Below are 24,412 nucleotides of genomic sequence, written 5' to 3' on the forward strand. Positions count from 1 at the left end.
GATTGGTTGTATTGCTTCCAGTTGGTTGTTTTGTAACGAGGTTTAGGCATAAGGCTACGAGAGAGAGTGGTGGTAGCTGATCAGATCGTAGGTTCTTGATTTAGTTCCACTGAATTACGCAACAAAGCCTACAATCTACACTTTACGCGTGTATGCTTGATGGTACTATATGCCCAGTTTTCATAAACATACATAAGAAAATGCAATTAAAAATAAATAAAATCTCAATTCAACGACTTTTTGGCTTCTTAAATTATGACCTTCAGTTTGCCGATTCAGAGCAACTAATCATTACTGGTCCAAACGGTTACGGTAAAACGATGATTCTTAAGCTGATTCATCATGCGATATCTAATAATTACTCAGAGTTAGCTAAGATAAAATTTGGTTCTTTTGATATTTTCACTAACTTGGGTCATATCCGTTACTTAAATAGTAATACTGGTCTTCAAGTTGAGTCGTTTCTAAATGAGACGAAGAAAATAATTACACATACCGAATGCCACATATCTCAAGAGACGATCTTTGATAGCACAAAAGCACATTCTATCCTTATTAACTCAATGCGTCTTAACAATGAGTCTGAATCCAACAAAATCATCACACAGCAATGTTCAGATCTAGCAACTAGAATGCAAGAGACGAAAAACAAAACACAAAAGCTAGATACACTTGTTGACGAGTTGTTTTCGTGTATAACGGGAAAACAAGCATCTACCCGTGAGCAACTGCCTGATATGCTTAAAGAGCGTATAGTTGGCTTACAAGAAAAACTAACCCCTTATGCAAAATTAGGCTTGCTATCAACTTCAAACAAATACCTCAAAATTGAACCACACGAGCTAAGTTGTTTACCTAGCTCTGCGGCAAGCTTGAATGAGAAGTTGAGTGATATATTCTACGAGGTATCATTAAGTGAAGACTTTATTGGCCGCCTAACATTATTCTCAGAGCTGATTGCATCGAAAAAATTTGCCTTTAAAACACTATTCATTAATCCTGAAGTTGGATTTGGGTTCTTTAATCACTCGAAAGATGACATCCCTCTTGAACTCTTATCTTCTGGTGAGAAGAATCAAGTTTCCATCTTCTTTGACCTCATATTCAATGCGGTAAATGGAACGCTGATATTGATCGATGAACCAGAGATCTCATTACATATAACATGGCAAAAAAGTCTTTTAGGCGAATTTGCAAAAATAGCTAGATTTAATAACTACTCACAACTTATTCTCGCGACACACTCTCCCGACATCATCAATGATGACTGGCATATATCCGTAGATCTATATGATAAACACGAGATTGACACAGGTACTAAGTAGTTATGACAAGCTTAATGAACGCCGCAAACTCTCGTGGTGAAAATACAAAGTTTGCTTCTCTCCTACTGCAAGTTCAGACAAGTAGTGTGGGCGATAAAGTGGTTTTTGTTGTAGAGGGTGATACTGATATAACATTATTTAATATGGTATTGAGAAACGATGAATTTTTCTACTGTACTCCTGCAAGTGGCAAAAACGAGGTAATAGCAGCAGTAACCAATTTGAAAACTCGAATCTCTAACGATGTCTATGGTGTGGTTGATGCAGATTTCGATCACCTACTTGATAATACCTATAACGATATTTTCATGACCGATAAACATGATTCTGAAATCATGATGCTTCATAACGAATTCATGACTGATTTCATTACCGAATATAGCAAGACCGACACATTATATCTTATGAATATAGACGCTATAGGTGATGCACTATTAGGCACTTTAATGGATGCTTGTCACAAAATTGGTCTAGTTAAATTTACATGCAAAACTCTCGGCTTAAATGCAAATTTTAAAGGGATGAATTATGCATCCACTGGGTCAGTTTCGATAAATGAATTCGATGTAACAGTGAACATTGACACTTTAATAGACTGCGTTATTAGTCGAAGTCAGCGAGTCGATACCAGCAATCGTGAAGACATTATCTCTAAATATCGAGAGCTATGTGACGTTGACCACTGCAAGTATCAAACAGCGAATGGTCATGACTTTTGTCAGTTGCTATCGAAAGTATTCAGTCAACCTTTTTCTTCGGACCAAAATGTAAATGCCAAGGCAGTTGAGAGGTATCTACGTAGTAAATACACAAGAGATCGCTTCGAACATACCTCGTTATACACACAGATGATATCTCTTGTCACGAGTGAATCAGAGGCTGATCAAGTCGCGTAAACGTCTCATATCAGCTCTATTCATTCGATCTTTTAGTAGTCGAACTTAAATAAGTGCGACTACTCCTATAAGTCGAGCAAGTACTACTTATCATATACACCAGTGCTAATATCTAGTGAACTGTGCCTGTAGATAACAAATGCAATACCTCATCACCAGTTTTAAAAGTACTTAGATTTTATACTCTTATTTTTATTTTCTTACTTCGCTTCATTTTGTAACTTTCCAATGCGCTTTCTAGCCAATTTGGCTGACTTAAACTCTTAGCAAACCACTCAATAAATACTTCAGAATAACGGTGCCTTCTGTCGATCTCGTAGTGGTGATTCGAGCGTTTTGAATTCTGAATTTTGTGCTTTTGAAGCACAGCTTGGAAAGAAAAGCTCGTAATTTTCAGGGACTGTCGAAGATTAATTTCAGCAATCGCTGTCTTTTGATGGTAAGGGTGCGTAATGTCTAAATCTTTTGTTTCTCGAATGATGATAGCGTTTTCGCCAGCATCACTAAGACACAACGACAAATCGCTATCAGACTCTTTCTTAGTCAACGCTAATTTGTAGTCAACATCAATCGAAAACTCATCTGAGTCACACTCACGAGCCATCTGAGTAAATTTACCAAGAAAAGTCTTAACCTGGCTTGCCGTCAAGTCACCATAGTTCTCTTTGATGACAGCCACTTCTGGTTCAACTCCATCAACAATTAAGCTTAATAAGCCGACACTTTGACCAGCCAAAGGACTGTTACCCATTATACGTTTATAACGTTTTTGATAATTCAAAACAGTAGATTGAAACAAACGTGAAAGTTGAGGTTGCAGTTCTGGAATAAGAAGGTGAATCGCTTGGTCTCGTAAGTCGATAAGCGTATCTAGATTTTTTGTGATGTTGTCATCCGACTTCATAAGCTTATTCATTGCGTCGCGAACGCTAATGCTAAAATTACTGTCTTTAAAGATTTCTTTCGCGCCTTTAGATTTTACTAGTTCAGACTTGAGCATAAGTTCCCAAGCATTAACCATCATAATAGTAAAAGCTTCAACTCTATTACCCAGAGTTGGACGATTATAGACTTCAAGGGCTAGCGTAAATGCATCATGACTTCTTTTAATTAATTGGTCTGAAAGTATTTCGTCTGACGATTTCTGTTTAGTATTTAAGCTTTGAGACATAAGACTTAAAAAACCTTCATTTGAAAGCTGACAGATACCTTGGCATTTCCACGTCGAACGTGTAATTTTCGCAAGGTACTCCCCTTTCAACTTTTCATTAAAATACTTATTTACTGAGTTAACGGTGTAACCTGTTGAATCAGCGGCCTCTTTAACACCGAATACTTGGCCTTTTTTATCTAGCTCACGAAGTACTTCTAATAGTTTAAGCTGTCTACTTTGTTTATCTACCACACTGACACCTCATTAAAGACAAAAACATCAATACCAAACACAATAAAGCCCCCTACAGAGCGCCTTATCAATAAATCGTCACACCAAACTCCAGACTAATTGCGCTTTACTTTTCTTGACCTCCTCAGTCCTCCTTCAGGATCGGATTGTGGTAGCTCATCGATTTCATTACTCAACTCTTCAATCATTTCTGAATCAGGGTTTGTCATTGGTGTGTTTTTTTGACGAGGTCCAATTGAGCTCTTAGGTTCCAGACATGCCGGTTGATCACAATAGTAGCAATCAGCTTGTAATTCACATCCACGGTCGCACGATGTTACCGGAGTCAATAATGCGGACAGTACTTTCTCTTTACAACTTGGGTTAGGGCATTCGTACTCATCGTCTCCTTCAGCACTTTTCCCTAAATAATTAAAATTTCTCATTCTTACCTTTCTTTGATTAGTTGATGTTTTTATTTAAAAACGGATTAACTGTCATTTCTTTCACAGTTACGCTGCCACAAGTTTGCAGTTCGCGTGACTTTTCAATATGAGCGTGATCTCGTGATACTTTTAAAATGGTAACCAAAATCATGACTAGCACGCCCATCGATACAATTATTGTCATTTCTATCAATCTCCAAGAACAAAAAAGGCGACCCTGAGGTCGCCTTTGCTTTTCTAAATCACCGCCTTCATGACGGTGGTAATAACTTTCCCGATTACCGCGAACTCGTCGAGTTTCTCCTCATTCACGATAAACGAATCATATTCTTCTTTGTTGTCTGAGATGACGTTATAGCCCTCAGCCATGATGTCGTATTTCAGGCGCTTTATGTAAACGTGCTTACCAATGCGAACAACATAAACACCATGCTTTACTGGGTGATCGAGTTCTCGGGTATCGACTAATACTTCATCTCCGTCGCTCAAAGTGTCTTCCATTGAGTCGCCGTGGCAAATGATGATACGAGCATCTTCTTCTGTCAGGCCGAAACGTTTTAACCATAAGCAAGGTAGGAATTCGGTTCTAAGTTGGTACTCGGTATCGTTTTGAGCACCAAACCCACAAGACGCATAAACGTTGTACACAGGTACAGCGCACATATCGCCTATTTTAGAAGTGGCTTTTACAGACTTAACATTCGAAATCTCTGTGACATCGTCACCGATGACGTGATGAGATTCACTTAACCAATTGTTTCTCATGGTTTTATCATTCCAACAGAAAATGGGCTTAGCAATAGCCTGTCTCCACAAACTCACAACCCAGTCTCCTTAAAGAGACTAAAGCGCACATTAAAGCGTATTACCCTAGTAACGAAGTCATCGCATAACAAACTATAGCCGCAGTTTAAGATCGGTATTGTATATGACTACCTGCGATAAACTGCAAACCGCTAAGAACTATAACACGCCATTACGGTGGTGGATATGATGCTAAGCCTTTGAATATTAGACATGTGTTAGACGCTGCGTTTAATTTTAAATATTTTAGCTCTCTAAGCAATATTTGAGAATTAAGCTCACAGCAATCACAGCCAGAATAAATGCCGCTAAAGTCACACTGAGCACTGTTTCGATTCGTAAAGAAACAGAAGCGAACAGAGTGGTAAACATCTTTCTAAAAATAGCCAGCCTCTGCTGGCTATTTTTTTACACGCTATTCAGAGATTTAAGGTAACATCCCCTCACTATTTCTATCTAAGACACCCTATCAATGGCTCTCAAACCAACAATCTTTAAGTTTCGCATCTCTTTAACCGATATGAATCGCGACTATTACGACTCTTTTAATCTAACGGTTGCACAACACCCTTCTGAAACAGAACAGCGCATGATGGCTCGTATCATTGCTTTCTGTATCAATGCATCTCCTGAACTTGAGTTCACTAAAGGGTTGTCTAGCATTGAAGAACCCGATTTATGGCAGAAGTCGTTAGATGACCAAATCTTAGAGTGGATTGATGTTGGCGAACCCGATCCAGAACGCGTTAAGAAGGCGACTCGCTTATCTAAGTCTGTGAGCGTGTTCAGCTTCAACACTAAGTCGAACGTTTGGTGGGAGCAGAACAAAGGTAAATTTGGTTACCTGAAAGCTCAGATCGTTCGTCTAGACAACGATGGTATTGAGCAGCTAGCAGCGATGACACAACGTACGATGGACCTATCAGTAATGCTGTCGGGTAACTCTGCGTTCGTAAACAGCGACACGCAATCTGCAGAAGTAACGTGGGAAGAGCTACAGAGTAATGACTGAGATCCAAACTCAGACTGAACCTCAGCGCCAAACTAAGCTCGAAGCGTGTTTGCAGCTCGCAGGTCTCGATTCAGTCAAAGCGCTGACGACTGGCTATGAAAAAGAGTTAAAGTCATTTATTGATGAAAACCATGCTCTGTTTAGACACGCTTGCGAGAACAAGCCGGACAACTCTGCACGTCAGACGTTGCTCGGCCTGTTAACCAAGGTACATATCGATGCAAGCTATCGCTTTGAAAGCAATAAAGAAGCGAATGAGGCAATGCAAAATGTATTCGATACTACAGTGGGCACTGAGCACAGCGACAAGTTTCAAAACTCTAACGCTCAGCAGTTACAGTTAATCACTCATTTGTGGTTGTTCGTTCAGGGACGACTAGGAATGGATTACAGCCTTGCTAATGATCACGCAGCAGTAGCCGCTTCGTTGCTATCTCGCGTATCAAAAAACACCGATGATGAGATTCGCGTAGAGTTCATGGCAAGTTTTTATGATGGTTTGAACCTCTATCAAGCTGAGAATAAGCCGTCCAGTTTTGTTCATTACTTTAAACGTTTGTTTAATCTTTCTTAAGCATTCCCACCAGCGACTGACTCTAGATACGCTCTATATTTTTATAGAGCGCACTTATTCTGCTTAGCCGCCAGAGATTCCCTATTACACTCGTTCCTCACTTTAGGGAATGACAAAAATTAACGAGTCTCTCATTCTGCAAGATCAGCAGCGTTTGCCTCTAAAAAGCTGTCGATAGAATACACACTGAACCCTCACACACCGTCATCCCCGAGAAGGAGGAACGACTGAATTGGGGATCTCATACCAAGTCAGAAACTACACAGGTAAACAGATTCCCTACTCGCTCATTCTTCACTCTAGGGAATGACGAAAGTGAATGAGTCGCTCATTCTTCACGCTAGGGAATGACGACATTCGCAGTCATTGCAGTGACTTCATTGCAAGCACAAAAAAGCCCCGCAGAGTGCGAGGCTTAGAATCTTGGTTGTCGATTTTCTAAGGCTAAATCGAGCTTATCAAATAACGAAACGTATTAACGCAGGCCGTGTAAGAACTCATGGCGCGTTGCTGGGTTTGATCTAAAAATACCCCCCAGAGCTGTTGTTGTTGTTTCGCTGGTTGCGTCCATTACACCACGAGATTTCACGCAGTAATGAACCGCATCCATGGTTACAGCAACATCATCCGTTTCTAGTAGCGTTTGCAATGCTACAAGGATTTGCTGTGTCATGCGCTCTTGAACTTGAGGACGTTGAGCAAAGAAACGAACGATTCTGTTGATCTTCGAAAGACCAATGATCTTACCTTGAGGAATGTAAGCGACTGCGGTTTTACCATCAATGGTGACTAAGTGATGCTCACATGTGCTGGTGACGGTAATGTCTTTTACACGAACCATTTCACGAACACCCATCTTGTTTTCGATCACGGTGATTTTAGGGAAATTGGCGTAATCCAAACCAGAGAAAATCTCATCCACATACATTTTTGCAATACGTTGCGGCGTTTCTTCCAGACTGTCATCTGCAAGATCAAGTTCAAGGAGAGTTAGAATCTCACGCATATGGTGTTCGATTCGTTCCTTTTTCTCTTCTCGGCTAACCTGGTTAGGACGCATTGGTGTCTCTAATCCGCGGCTTGCTAGCGCATCTTTAACCAACTTCGCTGATTCGCTAAGACCTGACATTGAACTTCCTCTTTTAATACCCCTTCTGGATGGCAAACAAGGATACTCGGAATTTTGATTAAATACACCCATATTTTAAGGGAGGTCATTATTTACGGGGCTTAAACTATGCTAAAGTGGCTGCAATTTCGTTGGCGAACATCTGTGATTTGATAATTATGGAGCCACTATTGCCAACCACTAAATCAAAATAATAACGACCAAAGGATTTCAATTATGGGCTGTTGCGACGCTCCGGGCTTAATGCCAATTGAAGAAGCACTAGATAAGCTGCTATCACCAATCAAACCAATCCAAACGACTTTATCTCTACCTCTTGCTGAAGCATTAGGTTATGTCCTTGCTGAAGATATTCTTTCCCCTATTTTCGTACCTCCTTTTGATAACTCAGCAATGGATGGCTATGCACTGCGCTTAGCAGACCTAGAGAACGGTAAAGTACTACCATTAGCAGGCAAATCTTTTGCAGGCCAACCGTTCGAAGGTGAATGGCCAAGCAACACCTGTATTCGCATTATGACTGGCGCAAAGATCCCTGAAGGTTGTGACGCCGTAATCATGCAAGAAAATACGGTTGAAACTGATACTGGCATTGAAATTCAACAAGACGACATCAAGCTGAACAATAATATTCGCCCTACTGGTGATGACATCAAACAAGGTGATATCGTTCTTAGCCGCGGTGAACGTTTAACACCTCGTGACATTCCAATGATTGCTTCGCTGGGTGTGAGCCACGTGACAGTGTTACAGAAGCCTAAAGTCGCGTTCTTTTCTACCGGCGATGAGCTAAAGCCACTAGGTCAACCTCTTGAAGACGGTCAGATCTACGACAGCAACCGCTACGGCATTAAACCACTAATTGAAGCGTTTGGTTGTGAAGCTATAGACCTAGGCATCATCCCAGATTGCACTGCAACGCTTAAAGAGACGTTCGAGAAAGCACAGCAAATAGCAGACGTGGTTGTGACTTCTGGCGGCGTAAGCGTTGGCGAAGCTGATTACACGAAAGACATTCTTGAAGAACTGGGGCAAATCGGTTTTTGGAAGCTAGCTATCAAACCCGGTAAACCGTTCGCATTTGGTGAGTTGGATAACGCGTGGTTCTGCGGCCTACCGGGTAACCCAGTATCGGCGATGATGACCATGTATGTTTTGGTTCAACCTATGCTTGCTAAATTGGCTGGTCACACAGCGTGGACAGCTCCGGAATCTATTCCTGCTATCAGCAAGTCTGCATTCAAAAAAGGCCCAGGCCGTACTGATTACCAGCGTGGCATTTACTCGATTGAAAACGGTCAATTTGTGGTAGAAACAACGGGTAACCAAAGCTCTGGCGCTTTCCGCTCAATGAGTTTAGCAAACTGCTTTGTGGTACTAGAGCGCGAACGCGGCCGTGTTGAAGTCGGTGAAACGGTTCAGATCCAACTGTTTAACTCGACGCTTTACTAACGAGGCTTACTGATGGAAATACTGTCTGACGCAGAGATGCTTCGCTACAACCGTCAAATCATTCTTAAGCAGTTTGATTTTGAAGGCCAAGAAGCGCTAAAGCAGAGCTCAATCTTAGTATTAGGGGCTGGAGGCTTAGGTTGTGCCTCTGCTCAATACCTTGCGACTGCGGGGATTGGTAAGCTGACACTGATCGATGATGATATTGTCGAGCTTTCTAACTTACAACGACAAGTCCTTCACACTGATGCTGACATTGGTAAGAAGAAAGTCGATTCTGCAGCTGAGTCGCTTCAGATATTGAACCCTCATCTAACGATTGAAACTGTCGACCACAGGCTTGATGACCAAGCACTTGGCAAGTTGATTGAAACTCACTCGCTTGTTCTCGACGCAAGTGACAACGTAGAAACACGTAATCAGTTGAACCGCTTGTGCTACGCATCGAAAACACCATTAGTTTCTGGTGCTGCTATTCGTATGGAAGGCCAGATCAGCGTATTCACTTATCAAGATACTGACGCGCCGTGTTATCAGTGCTTGAGTGCTCTATTCGGCAACGCTGCACTAAGCTGTGTTGAAGCCGGTGTGATGGCACCGGTAGTTGGCATGGTGGGCGCAGCTCAAGCTTTGGAAGCTATCAAGGTTATTGCTCAGTTTGGACAACCAAAGCAAGGCAAACTTTTAATTCTCGATGCCATGTCCCACAGCTGGCGTGAAATGAATTTAATGAAGATGCCTAATTGCTCGGTGTGTGGGTAGACTAAGTCATATCCCCCTCTAATCGACAACCTAAGCCTTGACTAAAAGTCAGGGCTTTTTTAGGTCTCAACATCAGCTTCTCAAATCGATTTATCAATTTGAAATGATCTATAAAAGATTAGTTTCATTTGAATTCTCATTTTGAGAATATATTGCACATCTCAGTAATTTAGAATATAAACAATAAAAATCAACAGCTTAAAAGTGGCACGTAACTTGTAAAAGTATCTAGACCTTCTATGACAAGGATGTAGATATGAGAATTACAACGTTAAGTTTGCTATTAAGTGCGCCTTTGGTCGCCAACGCAGCGCCATTCGATACCTGTCCGAGCCAGGCTTACCTATTCCAATCGACACCCGTACAAGTTTGGGGCGTGAACCTAGTGACAGGCTCAACCACCCTGTTAGAAGACGATACAGGCATGAATGCCAACATCAATGGTGTTGGTTTCGACTTTCAAGACAGATATATTTATGGCTATGACACTACCAACAAACGCTTGGTGCGCCTTGGACAGGATTTCCAAGCAGAAGTGATCAATACCAGTGGATTACCAACCGATCACACTTTCTATGTCGGCGATGTCTATGACCATGTGTATTACCTTTACCGTACAGGAAAAGGCTTGTTCACCGTTGATCTATCGCCGTTAGACGCCGACCCAAACGCGACTGTTACAGTTAACAAAATAGCTGGTAGCCCGGCAACCGTAAAACTGACTGATTTCGCTTTCCACCCAAGTGATGGTTCTTTATATGGTATCGATAATAACTCCGGAGGCTTATACAGCTTCAATCCTACAACCGGTGCCGAAACTTACATCGGTGATACTGGTGAGTTAGGTACATTCGGAGCGGGTTATTTTGATGTAAACGGCTATTACTACGTATCTCGAAATCAAGACGGGAAAATCTACCGAATCAACCTGTCTCCAGACAACGCGAGCAATATCGCAGCAGGAATTGTTCCAGCCGTTGAATTTGTATCGAACGGCCCTTCTTCTAATCAAAATGATGGCGCTCGTTGTGCGAATGCGCCAGTTGTGGATGAAGATTCCAACATCGACTTTGGTGATGCGCCAGACAGCTACCTAACCCTACTCGCCAGCAATGGTCCTCGACATGAACTTGATGGTGTGACTTGGTTAGGCACTGATGCACCCGATGCCGACCTTGATGGCTACGTAACTCCACAATCGGATGAAAGTGTTGGCATTGATGACGAGTGGGCAAACGGTGGTATCGGTTTTGTTACGGCGCTTGAAGCCGGGCTTGATTCAAAAGTGGTGATTGAAGCTTCAACAACCGGTTACCTTTCGGCGTGGATTGACTGGAACCAAGATGGCAGCTTCGATGGTGCTAACGAGCAAGTATTTACCGACTACCAACTGGATGCTGGTGAAAACGATCTGTTCCTAAATGTCGATATCAACGCACTAACGGGGACTACTTGGGCTCGCTTCAGATTCAGCCAACAAACCAACCTGAGCTACTTTGGTGGTTCGACATCTGGTGAGGTAGTTGATATTCAAGTTGATGTTCTTAACGACGGCGCTACAGCCCGTTACTTCCCAAGTGCTTCTGGTTACGCAACCTTGGCGTATGAAGATAACTGGCCTTATAAAGCTGATTACGACATGAATGATGCTGTGATTATGTATCGCATCACAGAGATCTTAAAAGACGGAAAAGTGGTTAAATCCACCATCGATGGACGTCTTGCTGCAATAGGTGCTTCGTACAGAAATGGTTTTGCGGTTCGACTTCCTAATCTAGACCCAAGCTTAGTGAGTAGCGGAAGTTCTTACATGAAGCACAATGGTGTGTTCACTGATTTAGACTTGGAGCAAGGACGTAGCGAGGCAATCTTTGTTATTGCTAACGACCTTACAGAGAAAATCAGTACTAGTTGTACCTTCTACCGCACCATCAGCTCTTGTAAAGAAGATGAGCAATTCGCTTTCCAAATCGGGATTACTTTAGCTGGCGATGGAGTGAGTACTGACAGTTGGACTGACATGCCTTACGACCCGTTCATCTTCGCAACGCCTGGGTATTATCATGGTGAAAACCTACCTCTACATCCAGGGCGCAGCTGGGAGGTGCATTTGCCAGACCAAGCTCCAACCGAGGCATTTGATACCGCTAATCTCTTTGAAACAGGACTAGGCGTTGATGACAGCAATCCATCAACAGGCAAATATTTCAAAACTGCAGACAACCACCCGTGGGCACTGCTGATTACTTCAGACGCGGAATGGCAATGGCCACTGGAATATGTAGATATCGTCACCGCCTATCCAAACTTTGCGAACTTTGCTGAATCCGGCGGTACTCAATCCACCGATTGGTTCCAAACACCTGCCGCTGACCAATGTTACTTGCCTTAGGAGAATGATTATGAATATGCCAATTAAACAGACAGTAACAAACGGTCGCCGGAACTTTAACAATGCTATCTTATCTAGTCTGTCGAATGCTGCACTTAAGAAAAATACGGCTCAGTCGCAGTCAATACGTATTCCATTACTAATCGCATCACTAACGTTGGTAGGGTGTGGTGGCGGAGGCGGCGATGGAGGAGCATCAACTCCTAACCCATCGCCTTCAACACCAGCGGTGACAGCACCAGTGACATCAACACCAGTGACGTCAACACCTGCGGTGACATCACCAGTGACGTCAACACCAGCGACGTCAACACCAGCGACGTCAACACCAGCGACACAAACACCAGCAGCGTCAGCACCTGTGGTATCAGCGCCCGTTACATCACCATCAGTGGCCTCAACACCAGTCAATGTCGCTATAAATCCTGCACCGACACCAGTTAATGCGGTTATCTCCAACGGCCCGCAAGCGTACAAAATGGATGAGCTCGTAATCCCTGATGGTTTCGATTACAACTCTGTAGATCAATTCGACCTCAGTATTGATATCAGTAACATCTCAACCGATCGTTCGTTTGTATCTGTATATAGCCGATTTACCACAAGAGCAGATTCAACCTACAAGCCGGATTATTCAAGTAAGGTCATTGGCGGCCCTTTAGACAACGGAACATTCACCTCCAACTTTGCGGCGCCTTTAAGCGAAGATACTCTGTTGATCGAAATCTGGTTTTATGACGGTCAAGCACCACTACAACAAGTCGTTGCAAGTGACGGATCACAAATCACTTGGTAAACGTAAAGGAATGAAAAGCGCTGAGTTCAATTTAACAATAGCTAAATTTAGTTGGAGTTAGGCAGCAGTCTCGAAGTCGAAAGTCGAAAGTCGAATAACAATGCATAAAGGTGAGCAATGAGGCTCACCTTTTTATTTGGGCGCAATTTCAATTTTCAGTACTGGTTATGTTCACTTTGTCGAAAGCCTGTCTTATCTTTTAAAGATGACTTTCAAAGGCTTACTTTATGAAACAGTTGAAAATAGGATTCGTTATATTATCGATTGGTATTGGGCTACTTTTATTTCTCACCTATTTCCCGATGACATCTTCTACCGGAGAACGCATTGAAGCCAGAGTCATCTCCAATACGCTCACTCAATCCCTAGACGGACATAGGCGCTACCTCACGGTTGAAACTCAAGACAACGAAATATTTCGCGTTTCCATTCCACCAACAACAGACTGCCCTCTTGATTCTGTGGTCGTGCTTGATACATTAAACAATCAAATAACCGGACAAAGCAGCTATCAGTTCATCCACTGCCGGGCTTCGCCTTAGTCGCCGATATAACAACAAGAATGGATATAAGAAGAATGAATCAGCCACTCATTTCACCAGAACAACTTCAACAACGTTTGCTAGAAGAAGACAACATTGTAATCCTCGACGCTAGCATCGAATTTCAGATCCCAAGTGAGTCAGAAAAGATCAAAGGACAAATGATACCTAGTGCTATTCGTTTCGACTACGACAAAGACTTTTGTAACAAGCACACTCTACTCCCTCACATGTTCCCGACCGAAAAACACTTCAATACACGCGCACAAGAAATTGGTATCAATCAAGACAGTACGATAGTGGTTTACGATAACTCAGGAACTTTTGCCTCGCCTCGCGCATGGTGGATGTTTATGGCAATGGGACATAACAACGTTTATATCTTAGATGGCGGTTTACCAGCATGGGTAGATGCCGGCTACACAACAGATAGCGACTACAAAAAAACAGCCCGAACCGGCAATTTTGACGGGCGCATTCAAGACAACTATTTTGTAAACGCTCAACAGATTGAAAGTTGCTCAACCGGCAAGAGCGCAAACATTGTAGATGCGCGTTCACAAGCTCGCTTCGATTCGGAAGTTCCTGAACCACGCGAAGGCCTGCGCAGCGGTCATATCCCCAATTCAGTTTGCTTACCGTTCGCTCACGTATTAGATGATGGAAAATTGAGAGCTCAAGAGGAATTAGTTGAGATATTTTCAACCTTAGATCTTACCCCTTCTCAACCTACGTTCTTCAGTTGTGGTTCTGGGGTAACAGCTTGCATCCTTTTATTAGCCGCTAAACTGGCTGGTTATTCAAGTGATATGGGCGTTTACGATGGCTCATGGACTGAATGGGGCGCAAATGAAAAACTACCTATTGCCGTAACTAAAAAGTAATTCAGCTTCGCTTAATGATACTGTTAGAATATACTGCGCATGCATACGGAGCTTACTAAAGGTTATGGCTAAAGCCCATGACACTTAAGCATCTTATTGCTCAATCAGCTAGGCACTGAATAACTCAACGTTGATGAATGTGAAGATTTAACTCAAGAATATCTGTTCATAGCCGTTACAGTATTTAATCCGTGATGTTTTGTCTTCGTTGCATGAATCACACTCGCGATATAAACGTTTGTCACTTGCAGTCTGTTAAAAGTAGTAACCAACAAAAGGCATCTCATGGCTCTATTTAAGAAAAATATCTGGTCGCTGTACGCTCTGATCGTACTGCTTACCCTGATACTTTTTAGCGTCTTTGGCATAAACAAGTGGCAATCAAACAGAGATGACTTTAGTAAACAGCAGCATATCCAAGTCGAAATATTCTCTAGCTCAGTAGATTCTCTTTTAACCAGTCAAGAAGCACTGCTTGAAGTGGTTGGGCATCAGCTTGCTCAACAGTCTGACTTTACTCGCACAGCTTCGATTCAAATTCGGCCAATCTTAGATAAACTGCTCGACACTCACCCTGCCATTGCTGCTTTCGGTTTGTTAAACCCTCAAGGAGATTACCTCTCAGTAAGTTCAAATCTAAAGCTGTCTCAGCTAGTTAACTTGCTGGACATCCCGTACACCAGGGACTCGTTTCTAGAGGCTGTGTCTAGTGATAAAATGGTTTTAGGACGCACTTATTTCCATGATTTTCTCAATAGCCTCGTGATCCCAATGAGAAAATCCATTTCTATCGATGGTAGAAGCGTTGATGCTGTCATGACAGCAGGCTTACGCTTAGACAGCTCTGTCTTATTTCAAAACAATGCGCACGCAGGTAGTTACAACACGTTAACTCTACTTAGAACAGACAACTATCGTCAGTTTTTTTCTAGCGACATCGAATCACTAGACGCTTATTTAAAGCCGGTAGAGAACGATGTAATGGCGTACATTACAGAAAGTTTTTCAGAACAAGTAAGTGTCAGCCTCACTGAAGCGAAAGCGGGAAAAGAAACGTACTCTTTCTGTATCGATGACGGTACAACCCCCTCACTCGTTAGCGCTAAGTACATCCCCGACTACAAACTTTGGGTTGTTGGGCAGACAGAGCTGGCATACGTTGATGGCATCTTCGCAAACGAATTTGGCGCTTTCTTCTTCGCCTTTGCTGTTCTTCAGTTTGGTTTTTACTTTTTAGTAAAGTCGATTGCCAAAAACGAGCAAAAAACCCGCAGCCAATTGATCTACCAAGCCAACCACGACCCATTAACCTCTCTGCCTAACCGTTTATATATGCGTAAAAACATTGGCAAGTGGCTCGAAGATCAATCAGAGCCATTCTCACTGCTGTTTATCGACATCGATAACTTCAAATGTGTTAATGATACCCATGGACATGACTTCGGAGACAAAGTACTCAAACAAATAGCATTGCGTTTGATGCGATTCCGCTCTCGAGTCAGCCTGTTGGTGCGAGAATCCAGTGATGAGTTCTTGTTTTTAACACCGCTGAGTAGTGAATCTGAAATTAAGCGACTGTCAGAACGAATTATTGAAGTACTCTCCCAGCCTTATGAAGTGGAAAACGCTCAATTTTTGTTGGGTTGTAGTATAGGTATTGCGCGCTTCCCTGAACACGGAAGTGATTTAGATAGCCTGTTACGCTCTGCCGACATTTCGATGTACAAAGCGAAACAGCAGCAAAACTCATACAGCATTTTCACAACAGAGATGCAAGACGCCCACCTCTACAAAATGAGAGTAGAACAAAGGCTTCGTATCGCTATCGATAAACAAACTTTGTTTATGGTTTTTCAACCATTAGTTCGTGCTGATGAAAGTACCCACAGTGTAGAAGCGCTGGTACGCTGGATAGACGAGGAGCTGGGCTTTGTCCCGCCAGATGTATTTATTCCTATTGCAGAAAGCACAGGTTTAATGCACAAGCTAGGCACCTTTATTATTGAATCCAGTATTATGCAAATCGCTCATTTACACCGGACGACGAACCAAAATATCGGATTGTCGATCAATATATCAGTTCGTCAGTTCTCGCATGCGTCATTCTCCGATCACTTGTTCGCGACGCTAGAAAAGCATCAATTTTCAGCCAGCAGCTTAACACTAGAGATCACCGAAAGCCTGTTTATTGAAGATGTAAACTTAGTGAAACCCATTTTTGAAGCCTTACACGAAAAGAGTATTAAAATATCTTTAGATGACTTCGGTACAGGCTACTCATCACTGAGCATGTTGAAGGCTCTCCCTATTGATGAGCTTAAAATTGATAAAAGCTTCATTGATAGCATTGCTGTCGACCAACAGTCACTCACTATGGTGCAAAACATCATCGCAATCGGTAAGAACTTTGGCATGGTAGTATTGGCTGAAGGCGTAGAAACAAACGAACACTTCGCGATTCTAAAGGCATGTGGATGTGACTTAATGCAGGGCTACTACTTCTCTCGCCCTATTCCTTACGATGAGTTGTACGAGTATCTAACACCAACTCAAGCTACTGCTACAGAACTTCCAGAACCAGCGTTGTAGGTGTTGGGTGCTTTATCTGCTTGACGCATGACGCTATAGATAAAACAAGGGAGCCTAAATTGGCTCCCTTGTTTTATACTCTGTTAGTCGTCTAACTCTGCATGCTTCATCTGCTCATCGAGGTTAAGTACTGTTAATGCGTTACTTACACTGGTTGCAATCACGTCCACCACGCCCGTTCTTAATGCACCTAACAAAGCGAGTGGCTTACTGTTCTCGGCCGCGATGGCGATTACTTCGGCGATTGGGCGAAACTCTTCCAAACCTAAGCCTATAACTCGATCACTCATTACTGTGTTTGCTGCTTTGCCGTGTACATCAAAAAAGTCATAACCCGCGAAGTCACCGACCACACCTTGTAATAAGCGAGACTGAACAACCTCACCCGCAGTAAACCAGCCTAGATCGACCATGTAGCTGTTTTCACTCATATCACCAATACCGACCAAAGCAACGTCGGCCTTTCTGGCTAGATCGAGCGTTTGCTTAACGGTACTGTTTTCCATGAACGCGGTTTTTTGTGCTTTGTTTTCTGCATAAGCGGGCGCGTACAAGGTCTCAGACGAGCCTCCGTACTTTTTGGCTAGCTGCCGACATATATGATCGGCATTAAACATTCCGCCTCTTGGGTGAATGCCGCCAATACCACACACGAATTTACAGTCACGTGGCGTGATTACACCGGTGTGGTGAGCAACAGACGATACGTTTCGCCCCTGCCCAACCGTTACCACCATGCCATTTTTCAATGTACTGGTAAGATAGTTAGACACCAAGCCTGCAACTTGAAGACGTTGCTGCTCTTCATTCGGCTGATCCAAAGCGACAAGCGCACGTTTCACACCAAAGCGTTCAATCAAGCGTTGTTCTATCTTGGCGCTGAATACCGGGTGGTACTTCACAGTGATCTCAACGATACCCTCATCTCGGGCTTGCTTGAGCATTCGACCAACCTTTGCACGGGAGATAGAGTACTTTTTAGAGATCTCTTCTTGCGTGGCACCATCTTGATAATAAGCAACCGCGACTTCAGTGAGGAGATCAGTGCTTTCTTCGGAAACATCTTGGATATTCTTACTCATATACCACGCAACCTATATTTAACAATTATCTTACCTGCTTTGAGAACAAATGCTCGATGCGTCAGCAAGTGATACACAAGTTTACACCGCGAACATATGTAACGGCAAGGTTCATTTGCTCACTACGGTAAACAAGGTTTTGATGTTGATTAATTCCCCTCCCGTTGCTCGTTAAACGTTTGCTTGGATAGCCCATGATTACTAGAGCGAAATATATTTGACTGAAGTCACCATACCGCACTATTTACCGTTGACTTTGATGCTAGATCGGATAAATATGGCTACATCATTTACTCATCGAGCGATCAAATGTTCTGTGCAAATGTTCGTTCGGAGAAAAATATAAATTAATGTAAGTTAAGCTCTCTGGTACAGCCACTGAGAACTTCATTAATTAGCTTGCAAATGCCCACACCTCTCATATTAAAGAGGTGTTATGCGATACATAGGATGATCAAAATGAGCAATAAATTAGAGCAACTTCGTAAACTAACAACTGTTGTAGCTGACACTGGCGATATCGAAGCTATCAGCAAGTACACTCCTGAAGATGCAACAACTAACCCATCTCTAATTCTTAAAGCCGCTCAAATTGCTGAGTACGCACCTCTAATCGATGCTTCTATCGAATACGCTAAAGCGCAAAGCGCAGACAAAGCACAGCAAGTTCAAGACACTTGTGACATGCTTAACGTAAACATCGGTAAAGAAATCCTGAAAGTTGTACCTGGCCGTATCTCTACTGAAGTAGATGCTCGTCTTTCTTACGATATGGAAGGCAGCGTTGCTAAAGCGCGTCAACTTATCAAAATGTACAACGACGCTGGCATCACTAACGACCGCATCCTTATCAAACTTGCTTCAACTTGGGAAGGCATCCGTGCTGCTGAAATCCTTGAGAAAGAAGGCATCAACTGTAACCTAACGCTTCTATTCTCTTTCGCTCAAGCTCGTGCTTGTGCTGAAGCTGGCGTTTTCCTTATCTCTCCTTTCGTTGGTCGCATCATGGACTGGTACAAAGCGAAAGAAGGTCGTGATTTCGAAGCTTCAGAAGATCCAGGCGTAATCTCAGTAACAGACATCTACAACTACTACAAAGAACACGGTTACAAGACTGTTGTTATGGGCGCAAGCTTTCGTAACATCGGCGAGATCCTTGAACTTGCTGGTTGTGACCGTCTAACTATCGCCCCTCAACTTCTAGCAGACTTAGAAGCGGCAGAAGGCGAAGTAGTAGAGAAGCTTATCGACTCGAACGGCACTAAAGAGCGTCCTGCTGCAATGACGCATGCTGAGTTCCTATGGGATCACAACCAAGACCCAATGGCTGTAGAGAAGCTAGCTGAAGGCATCCGCAACTTCGCCGTTGACCAAGGCAAACTAGAAGACATGATCGCAGCTAAGCTGTAATCACTACCGAATAAATAAGAGGAACGAATTTCGTTCCTCTTTTACATCTATCCACGAATTTTTAATTTCGAATCAATTTTGGAAGCAATTATGAACCGCAAACATCTAGCTAACGCGATCCGTGCTCTAAGCATGGACGGCGTACAACAAGCAAACTCTGGTCACCCTGGCGCACCTATGGGCATGGCTGACATCGCTGAAGTACTTTGGCGCTCTCACCTAAACCACAACCCGTCAAACCCTGAGTGGGCTGACCGCGACCGTTTTATCCTGTCTAACGGCCACGGCTCAATGCTGATTTACTCTCTGCTTCACCTAGCAGGTTACGAACTTTCAATTGAAGACCTTAAGAACTTCCGTCAACTGCACTCTAAGACTCCGGGTCACCCAGAATACGGTTACGCACCTGGTATCGAGACGACTACAGGTCCTCTAGGTCAAGGCATCACCAATGCTGTTGGTATGGCGATGGCTGAGAAAGCACTTGCGGCACAGTTCAACAAAGAAGGCCACGACATCGTAGACCACTACACTTATGCATTCATGGGTGATGGCTGTCTGATGGAAGGTATCTCTCACGAAGCATGTTCTCTAGCGGGTACGCTAGGTCTTGGTAAGTTGGTTGCTTTCTGGGATGACAACGGCATCTCTATCGATGGCGAAGTGGAAGGTTGGTTCTCTGACGATACTCCTAAGCGTTTTGAAGCTTACGGCTGGCACGTAATCCCAGCAGTTGATGGTCACGATGCTGACGCTATCAACGCGGCTATCGAAGCAGCTAAAGCGGATCCTCGTCCGACTCTAATCTGTACTAAAACTGTAATCGGCTTTGGTTCTCCAAACAAAGCAGGTACGCACGACTGTCACGGTGCACCACTAGGCGCTGAAGAAATTGCAGCAACTCGTAAACAACTAGGTTGGGAGCACGGTCCTTTTGAAATTCCGTCGGAAGTTTACTCAGAGTGGGATGCGAAAGAAGCAGGCGCAGCTAAGGAAGCAGCGTGGAACGAGAAACTTGCAGCTTATGAAGCAGCATACCCTGAGCTGGCAGCTGAATTCAAACGCCGCGTAAACGGTGATCTTCCTGCTGAATGGGAAGAGAAAGCATCGGCAATCATCGCTGATCTTCAAGCTAACCCAGCAAACATCGCATCACGTAAAGCATCTCAAAATGCTCTAGAAGCGTTCGGTGCTATGCTACCTGAATTCATGGGCGGCTCTGCTGACCTTGCGCCTTCTAACCTGACTATGTGGTCTGGTTCTAAGTCGCTTGAAGCAAATGACTTCTCTGGTAACTACATCCACTACGGTGTACGTGAATTCGGTATGACGGCTATCATGAACGGTATCGCTCTGCACGGTGGTTTCGTACCATACGGCGCAACGTTCCTAATGTTCATGGAATACGCTCGTAACGCAATGCGTATGGCTGCTCTGATGAAAACTCAGAACATCCAAGTTTACACGCACGATTCGATCGGCCTAGGCGAAGATGGTCCAACTCACCAACCAGTTGAGCAGATCGCTTCTCTACGTCTAACTCCAAACATGAGCACATGGCGTCCATGTGACCAAGTTGAGTCTGCTGTTGCTTGGAAACTGGCAATCGAACGTAAAGATGGTCCTTCTGCACTTATCTTCTCTCGTCAGAACCTTGCACAGCAAGACCGTGACGCTGAGCAAGTGGCAAACATCGCTAAGGGTGGTTACATCCTGAAAGATTGTGAAGGCAAACCAGAGCTTATCCTTATCGCAACTGGTTCTGAAGTTGAGCTAGCGGTTAGCGCTGCTGCTGAACTAACAGCTGAAGGCAAAAAAGTACGCGTAGTCTCTATGCCTGCTACTGACGCATTCGACAAGCAAGACGCAGAATACCGCGAGTCTGTACTTCCATCTGACGTTACAGCACGTATCGCAGTAGAAGCTGGTATCGCTGACTTCTGGTACAAATACGTTGGCTTCGGTGGCAAGATCATCGGCATGACAACGTTCGGCGAATCTGCACCAGCAGGCGAGCTATTCAAGATGTTCGGTTTCACTACTGAAAACGTAGTAAACACAGCGAAAGAGCTTCTTGCTTAGTCTTGATTAAATTGCCTCGCCCTTAATTGGGTTGATGCATTATTAGTTCTACAATACCAAACGTATACAGTGAAACTAAAAGGCCTGACTTCGATAGTCAGGCCTTGATTACCGCTTAACAGAAATGTCCAACGTTACAGGATCATTTCACATAGTGGCTTTTTGTTTACCAGAATCTTAACTCTCTACTTATCGCTCCATACTGCCATTTCATTACCACTTGGCTCTCTAAAATGGAAGCGTCGCCCGCCGGGAAAGCTGAATATCTCACGATTTACCTCGCCACCAGCATCAAGCACGTCACGCTCGGTTTGCTCAAGATCTTCGCTATAGAACACCATCAGCGCTGCGCCACTTTCAGCATTCGACGCCAGATCCGCTAAATAGAACCCACCCATTAAGCCTTTACCTTCAAAAGCAGAATACTCAGGACCACAGTCTTCGAAGGTCCAACCAAACACTTGGCTGAAAAACGCCTTAGTTGCGGCGATGTCTCGCGCAGCAAATTCAATGTAGTTAATAGAGCCGTGTTCCATAGCGGGTTCCTTCTGCTGTATACCTTTTTCCTAATGATAATAGCTTACGCCCTAATGAGCATAGAGAGCGTGCTTGAAGATCTAGTCTTAGACAATTACGCCAAGTGACATCACTTTTTACGAACGACAGGGTAATCAGAGCCATGCAGTTCTTGTACAAAACCAGAACCGTCGCCACTGTGCGTGATCCATACTTTCTCTTTCGCTCGCGTCATTGCCACGTAAAATAAACGACGCTCTTCCGCATAAGGGAACGCATCTGATGATTCGGTCAATGCGCCATCAATATGCAGTTGTTTTTTCTTGGTCGGGAACTGTCCTTCGTCAACACAAAGAATAATGACAAAGTCCGCCTCTTTACCTTTACTGCCGTGGCAAGTCATGAACTTGATGTCAATGGAGGTAAAGATCTTCTTCCAGTCTTCCAACAGCTCTGGTTTGTGGTAATGATTTCGCCCAAGCAACATAACTGATTTATTCGCTTTACCTTTTGCTTGCCTGTTTATCTGATCGAGGATCTTCTCAACTTCTTTGCTTGGCGCACTATAAACCGACTTCTGCTTCTGTTGTTTGAAGCTGTTGAGCTCTTTTGGTAGTTGAATCGGGTTTTCCTGCACAAAGCGATTGGCAACCGAACCTAACTGATTGTTAAATCGATAAGTCGTATCTAGATGATGAATTGTCGAGCTCTCAAAACGATCTTTAAAGCCCGTCGTTAGATCAACATCTGCACCCGCGAACTGGTAAATTGACTGCCAGTCATCACCTACGGCAAAAATAGAAGCTTGGTGCTGCGCTTTCGATTGATTGCACAAGGCTTCAACCAAGGCTAAACGATCTGGTGAGATATCTTGATATTCATCGATCATGATGAACTTCCAAGGCGAAATGAATTTCCCCTTCTCGACATACTGTGTCGCTCGGCTGATCATGATTGAGAAGTCGATATGATTCTGTTCTTTCAATTCCTTTTGCCAAGCGGTTACGCATGGCCAACACAGTGAAAGCTCGCTATTGAGGCGCGTATAGTCACGGTGATCAATCAGTTGTTGCTGTACTTCTTTTTTCGTTAAACCCGATGCATTCAACTGTTCAAGTTGCTTTTCAAGCCAACCAATCAATTTAAGATTTGAAACATGACTACCTAGCTCATCATCACCGGTTAAATAAGCAATTGGCCATTTAGACAAGTGCTTTTGCCAACGTTTAAAGTTGGTCGGCGTCATCCAGTGCTTCTTCAACCAATCAATGCACCATGCTTGGCGTTGGTTGTCATCGAGTGCGAGCGGAGAAATAACCACGCGTTCGGGTTCAACTTGATTCAGTATCTTTAGACCCAACTGGTGGAAAGTACTGACTTGCACCTTCTCGGCTGATATGCCAATTTTGCTGTTAAGGCGCTGTTTCATCTCTTCCGCGGCTTCACGACCAAAGGCGAGCAGTAACAACTCTTCAGCTTGAGCTTGGTGGCTTTGCAATAAATACGCGACGCGAGCTGTGAGAACACTGGTTTTACCTGAGCCTGCGCCCGCTAAAATAAGGTTGTGATCATCATTCATCAAGACCGCATATTGCTGCGATAAGTTCAGTGGTGACGATTCACATTGAGCAAACAATACTTCCCAGTTTTGTCTTTCTGTCTCTAACCACTGTTGATTCCTCTCGGCTTGCTTAATTTCCGTTTCAGACAACCATGGCTGCATTCGCGCGATTCGGTTTGGCATGCGCTGCGCTGCTTCCTCTAAAGTCATCGTCATATTTTCCAGACCTGCGTTGACCATGTCGACCCAAGTTTTCACTTTAGAATGCGGTAGGAAAGCAGGAAGTTGCTCAAGACGTGTCAATTCAGCTTCCCATTGAGGAACGTGCTCTGCCAACTGTTCACATTGTCTGTCATGCCACTTCTGATAAGCAGCAACCGATGCGCGCGCAAATTGACGGCATTGTTCCCATGGAAGGCCTTGGACTAACCAGCTTCGCTGTTTGCCATCTTGTTGACTAGCAAAAAACTGCAACGATCCCCAAAACAACCCGCGCTTTATCGCGATCTTGCCACTCCAAATAGTGAAAGGGATACGTTCTTCACTGCCTACTGAAGATAACAGCAGGCGTGAGCCATCAAGCTCAACCTGATGATATTCATTTTGAATAAAAAACTGTGCAGTCTTATTAGCGCTTAGCTGCATTGGAGCGTGCTCTTTAATTGGGAATATTGAATTTATATCATGATGCAGTGAGAATTAATAATGTCTCACTGCTTATCGACGCTTTCATGACCACCTAGGGGCAATTATGGATAAGTATCAAATTCTTGT

21 protein-coding genes are annotated in these 24,412 nt (G+C 43.6%); 13 read left to right on the forward strand and 8 right to left on the reverse strand.

Annotation, left to right across the window (positions count from 1 at the left end; genetic code table 11):
* Positions 1 to 200 precede the first annotated feature (200 nt).
* Positions 201 to 1,325 (forward strand): AAA family ATPase, encoded by a 1,125-nt coding sequence (locus AB4180_RS16730; RefSeq protein ID WP_157936326.1) that lies wholly within the window; start codon positions 201 to 203, stop codon positions 1,323 to 1,325.
* A gap of 14 nt (positions 1,326 to 1,339) precedes the next feature.
* Positions 1,340 to 2,221 (forward strand): DUF4435 domain-containing protein, encoded by an 882-nt coding sequence (locus AB4180_RS16735; RefSeq protein WP_157936325.1) that lies wholly within the window; start codon positions 1,340 to 1,342, stop codon positions 2,219 to 2,221.
* 178 nt (positions 2,222 to 2,399) lie between these two features.
* On the opposite strand, the gene AB4180_RS16740 is transcribed toward AB4180_RS16735, so the two are convergent.
* The 4 genes from AB4180_RS16740 to AB4180_RS16755 form a co-directional block, all read right to left on the reverse strand.
* A complete protein-coding gene (locus AB4180_RS16740; RefSeq protein ID WP_102250433.1) occupies positions 2,400 to 3,626 on the reverse strand; it encodes a DUF3644 domain-containing protein in 1,227 nt (408 codons plus the stop codon).
* A gap of 95 nt (positions 3,627 to 3,721) precedes the next feature.
* Entirely contained in the window at positions 3,722 to 4,051 is a 330-nt protein-coding gene (locus AB4180_RS16745) for a hypothetical protein (RefSeq protein ID WP_102250432.1), read from the reverse strand.
* A 16-nt stretch (positions 4,052 to 4,067) separates the two neighbouring features.
* Positions 4,068 to 4,235 (reverse strand): hypothetical protein, encoded by a 168-nt coding sequence (locus tag AB4180_RS16750; RefSeq protein ID WP_157935042.1) that lies wholly within the window; start codon positions 4,233 to 4,235, stop codon positions 4,068 to 4,070.
* Between the two features lie 53 nt (positions 4,236 to 4,288).
* Positions 4,289 to 4,873, reverse strand: coding sequence for a helix-turn-helix transcriptional regulator (locus AB4180_RS16755; protein ID WP_408068885.1), 585 nt, complete (start codon positions 4,871 to 4,873; stop codon positions 4,289 to 4,291).
* A 454-nt stretch (positions 4,874 to 5,327) separates the two neighbouring features.
* Here AB4180_RS16755 and AB4180_RS16760 point away from each other — a divergent pair, with 454 nt between their 5' ends.
* Both AB4180_RS16760 and AB4180_RS16765 read left to right on the forward strand, forming a co-directional pair.
* Entirely contained in the window at positions 5,328 to 5,867 is a 540-nt protein-coding gene (locus tag AB4180_RS16760; RefSeq protein ID WP_017101705.1) for a YaeQ family protein, read from the forward strand.
* Positions 5,860 to 6,441, forward strand: a complete 582-nt coding sequence (locus tag AB4180_RS16765; protein WP_102250430.1) for a hypothetical protein — start codon at positions 5,860 to 5,862, stop codon at positions 6,439 to 6,441. Before AB4180_RS16760 ends, AB4180_RS16765 begins: the two co-directional genes overlap by 8 nt.
* A 475-nt stretch (positions 6,442 to 6,916) precedes the next feature.
* Here the strand turns inward: AB4180_RS16765 and folE are convergent, their stop codons facing one another.
* Positions 6,917 to 7,570, reverse strand: coding sequence for a GTP cyclohydrolase I FolE (gene folE, locus AB4180_RS16770; RefSeq protein WP_004731548.1), 654 nt, complete (start codon positions 7,568 to 7,570; stop codon positions 6,917 to 6,919).
* Between the two features lie 216 nt (positions 7,571 to 7,786).
* Here folE and moeA point away from each other — a divergent pair, with 216 nt between their 5' ends.
* The 7 genes from moeA to AB4180_RS16805 all read left to right on the forward strand — a co-directional run bounded on the left by moeA (position 7,787) and on the right by AB4180_RS16805 (position 16,987).
* Positions 7,787 to 9,022 (forward strand): molybdopterin molybdotransferase MoeA, encoded by a 1,236-nt coding sequence (gene moeA / locus AB4180_RS16775; RefSeq protein WP_102250429.1) that lies wholly within the window; start codon positions 7,787 to 7,789, stop codon positions 9,020 to 9,022.
* A 12-nt stretch (positions 9,023 to 9,034) separates the two neighbouring features.
* Positions 9,035 to 9,784 carry a molybdopterin-synthase adenylyltransferase MoeB gene (gene moeB / locus AB4180_RS16780; RefSeq protein WP_102250428.1) on the forward strand — a complete coding sequence of 250 codons (750 nt, stop codon included), beginning with the start codon at positions 9,035 to 9,037 and terminating at the stop codon, positions 9,782 to 9,784.
* 256 nt (positions 9,785 to 10,040) lie between these two features.
* Positions 10,041 to 12,176: an LruC domain-containing protein gene (locus AB4180_RS16785; protein WP_102250427.1), complete on the forward strand. Its 2,136-nt coding sequence runs from the start codon at positions 10,041 to 10,043 to the stop codon at positions 12,174 to 12,176.
* Positions 12,177 to 12,186: 10 nt separating this feature from the next.
* Positions 12,187 to 12,972 carry a hypothetical protein gene (locus AB4180_RS16790; RefSeq protein WP_241909289.1) on the forward strand — a complete coding sequence of 262 codons (786 nt, stop codon included), beginning with the start codon at positions 12,187 to 12,189 and terminating at the stop codon, positions 12,970 to 12,972.
* Between the two features lie 227 nt (positions 12,973 to 13,199).
* Positions 13,200 to 13,514, forward strand: coding sequence for a hypothetical protein (locus tag AB4180_RS16795; RefSeq protein ID WP_102250425.1), 315 nt, complete (start codon positions 13,200 to 13,202; stop codon positions 13,512 to 13,514).
* A gap of 35 nt (positions 13,515 to 13,549) precedes the next feature.
* On the forward strand, positions 13,550 to 14,398 hold the full coding sequence (locus AB4180_RS16800) for a sulfurtransferase (protein ID WP_102250424.1): 849 nt from the start codon (positions 13,550 to 13,552) through the stop codon (positions 14,396 to 14,398).
* A gap of 285 nt (positions 14,399 to 14,683) precedes the next feature.
* Positions 14,684 to 16,987: a bifunctional diguanylate cyclase/phosphodiesterase gene (locus tag AB4180_RS16805; protein WP_102250423.1), complete on the forward strand. Its 2,304-nt coding sequence runs from the start codon at positions 14,684 to 14,686 to the stop codon at positions 16,985 to 16,987.
* Between the two features lie 83 nt (positions 16,988 to 17,070).
* On the opposite strand, the gene AB4180_RS16810 is transcribed toward AB4180_RS16805, so the two are convergent.
* A complete protein-coding gene (locus AB4180_RS16810) occupies positions 17,071 to 18,069 on the reverse strand; it encodes a sugar-binding transcriptional regulator (protein ID WP_102250422.1) in 999 nt (332 codons plus the stop codon).
* A gap of 459 nt (positions 18,070 to 18,528) precedes the next feature.
* Here AB4180_RS16810 and tal point away from each other — a divergent pair, with 459 nt between their 5' ends.
* A complete protein-coding gene (gene tal / locus AB4180_RS16815) occupies positions 18,529 to 19,479 on the forward strand; it encodes a transaldolase (protein WP_102250421.1) in 951 nt (316 codons plus the stop codon).
* Between the two features lie 90 nt (positions 19,480 to 19,569).
* Positions 19,570 to 21,561 carry a transketolase gene (tkt, locus tag AB4180_RS16820; RefSeq protein WP_102250420.1) on the forward strand — a complete coding sequence of 664 codons (1,992 nt, stop codon included), beginning with the start codon at positions 19,570 to 19,572 and terminating at the stop codon, positions 21,559 to 21,561.
* A gap of 185 nt (positions 21,562 to 21,746) precedes the next feature.
* On the opposite strand, the gene AB4180_RS16825 is transcribed toward tkt, so the two are convergent.
* Together AB4180_RS16825 and helD are read right to left on the reverse strand one after the other, a co-directional pair.
* Entirely contained in the window at positions 21,747 to 22,097 is a 351-nt protein-coding gene (locus AB4180_RS16825) for a VOC family protein (RefSeq protein ID WP_102250419.1), read from the reverse strand.
* 110 nt (positions 22,098 to 22,207) lie between these two features.
* Positions 22,208 to 24,283: a DNA helicase IV gene (gene helD, locus AB4180_RS16830; RefSeq protein ID WP_102250418.1), complete on the reverse strand. Its 2,076-nt coding sequence runs from the start codon at positions 24,281 to 24,283 to the stop codon at positions 22,208 to 22,210.
* Between the last annotated feature and the right edge of the window lie 129 nt (positions 24,284 to 24,412).

The organism is Vibrio sp. 10N.286.49.C3 (genome assembly GCF_041469545.1).
Classification (GTDB): Bacteria; Pseudomonadota; Gammaproteobacteria; order Enterobacterales; family Vibrionaceae; genus Vibrio; species Vibrio tasmaniensis_A.

Bases quoted from the DNA above. Each gene is read 5' to 3' on its own strand.
- moeA (WP_102250429.1), top strand. From the start codon at position 7,787: ATGGGCTGTTGCGACGCTCCGGGCTTAATGCCAATTGAAGAAGCACTA.
- moeB (WP_102250428.1), top strand. From the start codon at position 9,035: ATGGAAATACTGTCTGACGCAGAGATGCTTCGCTACAACCGTCAAATC.
- AB4180_RS16825 (WP_102250419.1), bottom strand. From the start codon at position 22,097: ATGGAACACGGCTCTATTAACTACATTGAATTTGCTGCGCGAGACATC.
- AB4180_RS16765 (WP_102250430.1), top strand. From the start codon at position 5,860: ATGACTGAGATCCAAACTCAGACTGAACCTCAGCGCCAAACTAAGCTC.
- AB4180_RS16805 (WP_102250423.1), top strand. From the start codon at position 14,684: ATGGCTCTATTTAAGAAAAATATCTGGTCGCTGTACGCTCTGATCGTA.
- tal (WP_102250421.1), top strand. From the start codon at position 18,529: ATGAGCAATAAATTAGAGCAACTTCGTAAACTAACAACTGTTGTAGCT.
- AB4180_RS16800 (WP_102250424.1), top strand. From the start codon at position 13,550: ATGAATCAGCCACTCATTTCACCAGAACAACTTCAACAACGTTTGCTA.
- AB4180_RS16810 (WP_102250422.1), bottom strand. From the start codon at position 18,069: ATGAGTAAGAATATCCAAGATGTTTCCGAAGAAAGCACTGATCTCCTC.
- AB4180_RS16790 (WP_241909289.1), top strand. From the start codon at position 12,187: ATGAATATGCCAATTAAACAGACAGTAACAAACGGTCGCCGGAACTTT.
- AB4180_RS16785 (WP_102250427.1), top strand. From the start codon at position 10,041: ATGAGAATTACAACGTTAAGTTTGCTATTAAGTGCGCCTTTGGTCGCC.
- helD (WP_102250418.1), bottom strand. From the start codon at position 24,283: ATGCAGCTAAGCGCTAATAAGACTGCACAGTTTTTTATTCAAAATGAA.
- folE (WP_004731548.1), bottom strand. From the start codon at position 7,570: ATGTCAGGTCTTAGCGAATCAGCGAAGTTGGTTAAAGATGCGCTAGCA.
- AB4180_RS16745 (WP_102250432.1), bottom strand. From the start codon at position 4,051: ATGAGAAATTTTAATTATTTAGGGAAAAGTGCTGAAGGAGACGATGAG.
- AB4180_RS16795 (WP_102250425.1), top strand. From the start codon at position 13,200: ATGAAACAGTTGAAAATAGGATTCGTTATATTATCGATTGGTATTGGG.
- AB4180_RS16735 (WP_157936325.1), top strand. From the start codon at position 1,340: ATGAACGCCGCAAACTCTCGTGGTGAAAATACAAAGTTTGCTTCTCTC.
- tkt (WP_102250420.1), top strand. From the start codon at position 19,570: ATGAACCGCAAACATCTAGCTAACGCGATCCGTGCTCTAAGCATGGAC.
- AB4180_RS16760 (WP_017101705.1), top strand. From the start codon at position 5,328: ATGGCTCTCAAACCAACAATCTTTAAGTTTCGCATCTCTTTAACCGAT.
- AB4180_RS16730 (WP_157936326.1), top strand. From the start codon at position 201: ATGCAATTAAAAATAAATAAAATCTCAATTCAACGACTTTTTGGCTTC.
- AB4180_RS16750 (WP_157935042.1), bottom strand. From the start codon at position 4,235: ATGACAATAATTGTATCGATGGGCGTGCTAGTCATGATTTTGGTTACC.